Source organism: Chrysiogenia bacterium (assembly GCA_020434085.1).
In the GTDB taxonomy this organism is placed as follows: Bacteria; JAGRBM01; JAGRBM01; order JAGRBM01; family JAGRBM01; genus JAGRBM01.
On the sequence record JAGRBM010000068.1, the window covers coordinates 1 to 8,372 of the forward strand.

7 protein-coding genes are annotated in these 8,372 nt (G+C 62.3%); 1 reads left to right on the forward strand and 6 read right to left on the reverse strand.

Going from position 1 to position 8,372, the window contains the following annotated elements; genetic code table 11:
* The 4 genes from KDH09_02305 to tgt all read right to left on the reverse strand — a co-directional run.
* Positions 1-811, reverse strand: an 811-nt coding sequence (locus tag KDH09_02305) for a protein translocase subunit SecF (GenBank protein MCB0218502.1), incomplete at its 3' end; no start/stop codon positions are given.
* A 24-nt stretch (positions 812-835) separates the two neighbouring features.
* Positions 836-2,371, reverse strand: a complete 1,536-nt coding sequence (secD, locus tag KDH09_02310; GenBank protein ID MCB0218503.1) for a protein translocase subunit SecD — start codon at positions 2,369-2,371, stop codon at positions 836-838.
* A 170-nt stretch (positions 2,372-2,541) separates the two neighbouring features.
* Positions 2,542-2,796, reverse strand: coding sequence for a preprotein translocase subunit YajC (gene yajC, locus KDH09_02315; protein ID MCB0218504.1), 255 nt, complete (start codon positions 2,794-2,796; stop codon positions 2,542-2,544).
* A gap of 65 nt (positions 2,797-2,861) precedes the next feature.
* Positions 2,862-3,986 carry a tRNA guanosine(34) transglycosylase Tgt gene (gene tgt, locus KDH09_02320; protein MCB0218505.1) on the reverse strand — a complete coding sequence of 375 codons (1,125 nt, stop codon included), beginning with the start codon at positions 3,984-3,986 and terminating at the stop codon, positions 2,862-2,864.
* A gap of 136 nt (positions 3,987-4,122) precedes the next feature.
* Between tgt and KDH09_02325 the strand changes: the two genes are divergently transcribed.
* The gene (locus KDH09_02325) at positions 4,123-5,658 is read left to right on the forward strand and encodes a cyclic nucleotide-binding domain-containing protein (GenBank protein ID MCB0218506.1); all 1,536 of its coding nucleotides are present in this window, start codon (positions 4,123-4,125) and stop codon (positions 5,656-5,658) included.
* A gap of 2 nt (positions 5,659-5,660) precedes the next feature.
* Here KDH09_02325 and KDH09_02330 read toward each other — a convergent pair whose 3' ends face one another.
* Both KDH09_02330 and KDH09_02335 read right to left on the reverse strand, forming a co-directional pair.
* Entirely contained in the window at positions 5,661-7,118 is a 1,458-nt protein-coding gene (locus tag KDH09_02330) for a hypothetical protein (protein MCB0218507.1), read from the reverse strand.
* A 6-nt stretch (positions 7,119-7,124) separates the two neighbouring features.
* On the reverse strand, positions 7,125-8,372 hold a 1,248-nt coding region (locus KDH09_02335; GenBank protein MCB0218508.1), incomplete at its 5' end, for a hypothetical protein.

Sequence of the window (8,372 nt, forward strand, 5' to 3'; positions counted from 1 at the left end):
CCGTCTCCCACAGATCGCGCGAGCGATAGCGGCCGTGGTTCTCACGAATGCGGTCGAAAACCACGATCGTGTCGTTGATCGAGTAACCGATGACCGTGAGGATCGCGGCGACGACGGGCAGGGTGATCTCCTTGTGGAGTAGTACCACACCCGAGAAGATGATCAGCACGTCGTGGATCAGCGCGACGATGGCGCCGGTCGCGTAACCGATGGCCGTCTTGTAGTCGACTTGACTGAAGCGGAAGACGATGTAGATGAAGATGAAGAACACCGAATAACCGACGGCCCAGATGCCTTTCTGGCTGAGCTCGGCAACGGCCGAGGGGCTGGCAGATTCCTGGCGGCGCACTTCCCAGGTGCCGGTGGCGTTGTCGCTGGTGCGCGGATCGCCGAACTTGGCTGAGAGGGCAGCGCGCACGCGCAGCACTGTGGCGGAGATTTCCTCGCCCTCCTCGGCCTTCACCTTGATGAGAAACTCCTGGGTGCTCGAACCGGCGGCTTCGCCGCTGGTCATGCCTTCTTCGAGGTTGAGCGAGCCCGCGCCCTCGATCGTCTGGACCGAGGCGCCTTCGATTCCGCCTTCGCCGAGCGCATCGCGCACCGCGCCGGTGTCGGTCGACTCGTCGAAACGCACCTGGATGTCGGCGCCGCCGGCGAACTCGATGCCCAGGGTAATGCCCTCGCGCACGTATTCGACCCCGGCAAATGCCATCAGCAGAAGGGAGAGAATGAGCATGATCCGCCGCTTGCCGACGAAATCCCACTCGGTGTTTTCAGGAATCAGTGTGAAAAATTTATGGGGCTGGGACACGGCGGTCGCGGCCTCCTTCTTCGGTTAAATGCTCAGGGTCTGCATCCGGCTCTTGGCCGTCATGTAGTCATAGAAAAGTCGGGTGACGATCACCGAGGTGAACACACTCGAAAGAATGCCGATGGTCAGAATCACGGCGAAGCCCTTCACCGGCCCGGTGCCGAAGAGGAAGAGCACGATGCCGGTAATCAGGGTCGTGACGTTGGCGTCGAGAATCGTGGTGGTCGCCTTGCCGTAACCGGCATCGATGGAGGCGCGCACGCTCTTGCCGCTGACCAGCTCTTCTCGCATACGCTCGAAAATGAGCACGTTGGAGTCCACCGCCATACCGACGGTCAGCACCAGACCCGCAATGCCGGGCAGGGTGAGAACGGCGCCGAAGCCGCAGAGAAAGGCCACGATAAAGAGGATGTTGAGCGCCAGCGCCACGTTCGCGAAGATGCCGCCCTTGCGGTAGTAGACCACCATGAAGATGAGCACGAGGATCGAGCCCACGATCATGCTAAGCCGGCCCTGCTCGATCGAATCGTGGCCCAGCGAAGGACCAACCAGACGCTCTTCGGCGATGCGAAGTTTTACCGGCAGGGGGCCGCTGCGGAGCACGATGGCCAGCGACTGCGCCTCGGAGAGGGTGAAGTTGCCGGTGATCTGTCCCTGACGGCGGATCTGGCTCTGCACAACGGGCGCGCTCTTGACCGTGTTGTCGAGCACGATGGCCAGTCGCTTGCCAATGTTCTCGCCGGTGAGCTTGCCGAACTGCTCGGCGCCCTCGGCGTTAAATGCAAAACTCACGGCCGGCAGGCCGCGGTCGTCATTGATCGTAATAGCGTCCTCAAGCAGGGTGCCGTCCACTTCCGGGCGCTTGTTCACCAGGAACCAGGCGGTGACGTTGCCGTCGATGTCGCGCTGGGGGAAGACTTCCTTGTCGTCGGGAACCTTGCCGTCATAGGACTGGAGAAGGATCTCCTGATCGGCGGCCGAGGCCTCCACGAGGCGGAACTTCAGGACGGCGGTCTTTTCGATGACCGACTTGAGATCGAGCGAGGTGGTCACACCGGCGAGCTGCACGACGATCTTGTCGTAGCCCTGACGGTGGATGCTGGGCTCGGCGATGCCGGTCTCATTGAGACGGCGGGCCAGAGTCTCCATCGTCTGCTGGAGGACGACCTGCTTGCGGTTGTTGACGTAGAGGGAGCTGAGGGCAACGCGGATCTCGCTGTCGTCACGCTGGACCTTGCTGAAACCCAGTGCGTAGTTCTCGACCGTGACGCGGGCTTCTTCGGCCTTGGCCTCGTCCTCAAAGTGGAGGATCAGGGTCCGACCTTCCTGCGAGGCGTGGGTCGGGGTCGCTTTTTCCTGCTCCTCGAGCCGGTTGCTGATCTGAGTTTCGGTGGTGCGGAGCTCATGTTCGAGGATGTCCTCGTCATTGACCTCCAGCACCAGGTGGATGCCGCCCTGGAGATCCAGTCCAAGCACCACCGGCCGGGTGAAAATCACGCCGACCGAAACCACGACCAAAAGAACTACTACAATCGCCCAGTTACGCACTCTCGCGGGCATCGCTATCCGCCTCGGTTTGCCGGCTTTGGCGCCGAAAACCCTTTTTCTTAATAATAAAAAGCCCGAGCCGCTGGCCTTCCAGGGAAAGTGTTGCTGCTCCGGTGGCCCGGCACTCTAGTGGCAGGCCTCTGCAATGTCCAACCAACTGAAATCGATATGAATTCAGCGATCTACTTTGTTGGCTCGTCTCCGACCTTGCGGCTGACGCTGGCCGGGGTGACGCGCACGCGCACCTTCTCGGCGATCTCCACGGTGATGGCGTCCTCGCCCACGCGGGTGATCTTTCCATAGATCCCGCCATTGGTGACGACCTCGTCGCCGGGCTTGAGCGCGGCGACCATCGCCTCATGCTCCTTGGCGCGCTTTTGCTGGGGGCGCAGCAGCAGGAAGTAGAAGATCACGAAGATCAGGATGAGCGGCATCATCTGGAACAGGGGGCTGGGCTTGGCCGGATCGGCCGCCTGTGCCAGGACCGCAAAAAGTTGGTAATTCAATGTTCGGGGCCTCCCAAATAGGCTTCGAGGAAGCCGCTCTTATACTCAAGGAAACGCCCGGCTTCAATGGCGGCGCGCACCTCTCGCATCATGTTCAGGTAAAAGTGAAGGTTATGGGTTGTAAGTAGCCGTGACGACAGGATTTCTCCCGCCTGATAGAGATGGCGGACGTAGGCCCGCGAGTAGTTGACGCAGGAATAGCAGGCGCAGCTTTCCTCAAGTGGGGCGGTGCTGGCGGCATTTTCGGCGTTCTTGATGTGGCGCGGCCCTTCGCGCGTAAAGAACTGGCCGTTGCGGGCGTTGCGGGTCGGCACCACGCAATCAAAGAGGTCCACGCCGTGGGTGACCGCCTCCAGAATGTCCTGGGGCCTTCCGAGTCCCATCAGGTAGTGGGGCCTCGCGGAATCGAGCGTCTCCCCCAGCGCTGCCAGCACATCGGAATAGGCTTCGCCGGCCTCCCCGACCCCGAGCCCCCCGATGGCCAGCCCATCGAAGGGCAGGGCGCCGATCTGGGCGGCGTGGGCAGTGCGCATCTTCGGGCTGATTCCGCCCTGGATGATGCCGAAGATCCGCTCGGGGGCCTCCTGGCGATTCTGGAGCGAGCGCTCCGCCCAGCGGGTCGTCCGGTCCATCGAGCGCTGCATGTATGCCTCATCGACATCATGGGGAGGGCACTCGTCGAGTACCATGGCGATATTCGAGCCCAGCGTCCGCTGGATCTCGATCACGCTCTCGGGGGTGAGCAGGTGCTTGCTGCCATCGAGATGGGAGCGAAAAGTCACGCCTTCTTCGGTGATTTTTCGAAATTCCGAAAGACTGAAGACCTGGTAGCCCCCCGAATCGGTGAGAATCGGCCGATCCCAGTTCATGAAGCGATGCAGCCCGCCCACCGTGCGCATGATCTCCATGCCCGGGCGCAGATACAGGTGGTAGGTGTTGCAGAGGATCATCGCCGCGCCGAGGTCCTTGAGTTCCTCGGGGGTCATCGCCTTGACCGTGGCATAGGTCCCCACGGGGGTGAACCACGGGGTGGGAACCTCGCCGCGCGAGAATTGCATCGTGCCGGCTCGCGCGCGGCATCCGGGGTCGTTGGCGCTGATCTGGAAGAAGGGCTCGCTCATCGCCGAGCTTATCTAGACCACCGGCGCCCCGGGGCCAAGCACGGGCGCCTTGTTTCGGGCGGGAATTGGCGGTTATTGTTGGCAAATCGCGGAGTTGAAGGTGCCGTCCCAGGGGGGCAGGGCGCCGCACAAGCAGATGCAGATTGAAGTGCTGGGATGCCATTCGGGCTCGATTCAGGACGCCCGCCCGCCGACCCTTCGGTTCGGCGAATCGGTGCTGTTCGACGCAGGGAGCGCGAGCGCGGGCCTGTCGGTCACCGATCAGTACAAGATCGACCACATCTTCCTCACCAGCGCGCACCTTGAGTCCTACCAGGACATCGGTTTTCTCGCCGACAACGTGATCGGCCAGCGTCAGGGCCCCGTGAGGGTGCATGCCTCGCAGGCGAATCTCGATGTTCTCTTCAGGGACTTTTTTAACGACAAAGTCTGGCCCGACTTCACAAAGATCCCGACGCCCGATGCTCCGACGGTTGTGTTTGAAGCATTCGAGCAGGGCGATCGCGTGGCGCTTGGCGGCCTTGGCGTCGAACGCATCGGCGCGCCTGGCGCCGAGCTCTTTGTCTTCTCGATCCCCGGCGCCGCCATCGCATACTTGAGCGGCGATGAGATCCCCGACGCCCTATGGCAGCGCCTTTCCGCCAACGAAGACCTGCGTGCGCTGCTGGTGCCGCTGCGCTTTGGCGACTATGAGTCAGCGCTCGCCCACCGGGCGCACGTGATGACACCCAAGGCGCTGGCCCGCGCGATCGAGGAAAAACTCGGTCGCGCAGAGTTGCCGGTCCTGATTACGAATCTGCACCCGCGCCGCGAACCGGGCGTTGAAGAACAGGCCCACCAGGCGCTGGGAAACCATCCCCACCGCTTCCTGCAAGAAGGCGATCACATCGAGATGAAAGATCCCATGGCCGTCCCGGAGGCCGAATTGACCAGCGCGCACTTTGTCGAACCCGCCAGTTCCCTCACGGGCGGACCGCCTGTGGCTCCCGACGAGACGCTGGTGATCGATGCATCGAACGCCCAGAAGCAGACCCAGATCTATTCGCGTTTCGGGCGCCACTACAACCCCGGCGAGAAGATCTTCGCCGAGGGCGACCAGGGCGCCGAGATGTTCATCATCCAGGAAGGGCAGGTGAAGCTCTACAAGGTCATCCGCGGCGAAAAGCGCGTGCTGGAGACCCTGGGCGCCGGAGAGTTCTTCGGCGAGATGGCGATTCTCAATCACAAGCCCCGAAGCCTTACGGCCGAGGCGGCAACGCCGGTAAAGCTGCTCATCTTCCCGCCCGAGACCTTCGAGGGGCTCGTTGTTTCCAATTCGGGGCTTGCTCACAAGATCATCCGCACCCTTGCCGGACGACTCGAGCGCGCCGACAACCACATCGAGAATCTGCTCTACCGCGACTCGGAGTCGAAACTCGTCAACGCGCTGCTCAAGCTCGTCGAAGACCAGGGGATTCCCGAGGACGACGGATTCAAGGTCAGCCTGGTCCCCAAGGAACTGGCCGAACGGGTGAGCCTGTCCACCGATCAGGTCAAACGCGTGATGGCGCGGCTTGCCAAGAGCGGGATTGTGAAGCTCGACAAGAAATCGCTCCACATCCCGGACGTGCAGAAGCTCGAAAAAACGCTCTCATTCCTGAGCCTGCGCGCCGAGCTGAATATCAAGGAATAACGCTATTCTTCGCGCTTCTTGAGGAAGGCCGCGTAGAAGATCATCGAGCCCAGCCCGAGCAAGGCCAGTAGCAACCCGTAGCGTGCAATCCGGCTGAGTTTCTCGTTCCTTCGCAGCACCGAGAGATTCTCTTCGAGTCCCTTGCGCTGGGTTCCCAGAACCGCGCGCAGCGACTCGACTTCCTCGAAGTCCTTCACGCGCACAACCGCCTCGTCGCAATACATCGCGCGCTTCTTCCAGCGATACTGGGTGATCATTCCAGGGAAGGGGTCGGGATACCAGCCCACGACCGAGAGCTTCAGGTGATAGTCGCCCGGCTCACGCACGACGTCGTCGACGGGAATCGCGTATTGCCAGACCGGTTCGATTTCATTCTGCACGAGCAACGGCGGCCGTGCGTCCCCGCGCGGGTCGAGCCGCCGGTCGAAGAGTTCCCAGGCACTCCAGATGCCGTCGCGCTGCTCCATGCCCGCACTGCCCACGCTCTTGTCGGTCCAGGTCCGGTAGAGGCTCGCCGTGAGGGTCTCGGCCTTGAAGGCGCTGTGCCAGTAGGCGCGCGGTTCCAGTCCCACGCGGATCATTGTCTTTCTGTCTGGATTGAGCCCCATGTGCAGCGGCACCTTCAGGAAGAAAGGCGCCATGGGCCGGTTGCTGCCGTTGATATTTCCCGGCAGGAAACAGGGAATCTTCGCCTCGGGCGGTTCATCGATTTCCCTGATTTCGGAGTCCAGGAACAACAGTTCCTTTTCCAGGTGAACGATCTGCTCGCGATGGGAGCTGTTCATCCGGTCGAACATGCCAAAAAGGACCAAAACAATGATCGGCCCGATGACGTAGATCAGTAGCTGGGAGAATCCCGACGGCGCCCTTTCCGCGGCGCGCCATGCTCCGACGCTGCTCTGGGCCTGCCTTCCCAGCTCACCCAGCATTGCCGTTCCCGGACGCGCATGCGGATGGCGCGCGTACCACTTTTCAAAGACAATTCCGCACGAGATGCATTCATCGCTCTGGGGCTGCGCGGCGCCGCAACTGGGGCAAACGATATCGTTTTCGCCGGGCAGGTCCTCGAAGGGGGTGGCCGCGCGGCGAGGGGGCTCGAGCGGCGCCGGCTGTTGCGCTTCGGGTTCGGGCTGCGACGGGACCTCGGCCGCTACTTCCTGCGCTTCGTCTTCCGGAACATCCGGCTCGAGTTCTTTGGAAAACGTATGGAAGTAGAGTCGAAGCCGCTGCTGCTCGGCTTCGCGGGCATCCTTGTCCAGGCGTCCTGCGCGGTGCAACTCGAGCAGGTAGGTTCGAAAGCTCCCCTGGGAAAAGGCCAGTTCGCGTCCCATCAAAAAGAGTTCGAAGCGGCGCGCGGCCTCGGCATGCAGGGCCTGCTCCTGGGGGTCCGCTGCAAAGCGTCCCAGAATCACCTGGGAGAATCGCGCGAGGCGGTCCTTTTGCTTGGCAGAGAGTTCCACGGCGATCTACTTCGTCGGCTCCATCGAGGGCGCTTCAGGCAATGGTTGTTCAGTCGGCAAGCTCGTTTGCGGCGGCTCGGGGGGCTGGCGCTTCGCATATCCGAGCAGGAAGGGAACGTCCTTGCGCAGCGTTCGGGCGATGCTCTCCACCTGCCGGTAACTCGTGCAGCGCAGAACCGGAGTGGGCACGCAGCCGCCATCGAGTTCGCGGTCCAGCAGCACCGCGCCGTTGGGCCAGACAAGCCGGACCCGCATGTGCGCGACGGCAACCCATTCGCCAAGTCCGACCACTGCCAGGTAGGCAGGCTCGGGCACGATCCCCAGATAGACAGGCTCAACGACCAGCGTGGGCATCAGCGGCTGGGCAGGGGGCGCCTCCAGCGCAAGGGAGTTGATATTGAGTTCGGGAACCAGTTGCTGGGCGAGCATGCGACCGATGGCGCTGTGCACCGTCTGGTAGTTCTGCAGCGCCACGGGATCGAAAAACCACTGATTGTCGTAGGCCTCGGGGATCCAGTCCTCGCGCGTGCCGGCAATGGCCAGATTGATCGGCTGGAGCTCCAACGCGCTCTTGCGGCTGACCTTGAGATACTCGCGCAGCACCTGATCGATGAAGGAACTCAGCGCTTCGCTCTTGGCACGTTCTTCGACCGAGCCGCCGGCATATCCAGCCGACCAGGTGGCGTAGAAAAACTCGTGCTCCCCCTCGCAGGGCTCGGTCGTGATGGCCCGGAATCCATACTGCGCGCGAATCTCGTATTGGATCACCGAATCCTCAATCACGCGGCGGATGTAGTCGTAGCGGCGAATGCACAGATCGGCGCTCTTGGGGGAGAAATCCGAAGGGCCGTCGCGATCGCTGAGCAGCATCTCCAGCGCCTTGGCAAGCGGGTAGGCGTAGTCACGCTCCTCCAGGTAGACCGATTCCTGGGGGTAGACCTGCGCGTCATTCTCGGGGCGGCTGAACTTGATCTGCTCGGGCGCGCGCATGTCGCTCACGCTGAACTCGACCCAGGGCCCGATCCAGGTATCCACGCGTTCGTGCGTGATGTCCCCGCTGTCCATGAACAGCGGAGTCTGATAGTCCACGCGCAGCTCGGCGCAGGCGCCCGCAAAAAGCGAAATCGCCGCAATCAGATAGATGGTTGAAGAACGGATTGCTCTTGGCACCTGGCTCCCGCCTCGCTTGGTTCGGCCCACGCCGGGGACCATAGCACGGGGTGAGGCGGCATCACCAATCGATTGCCAAGCCCC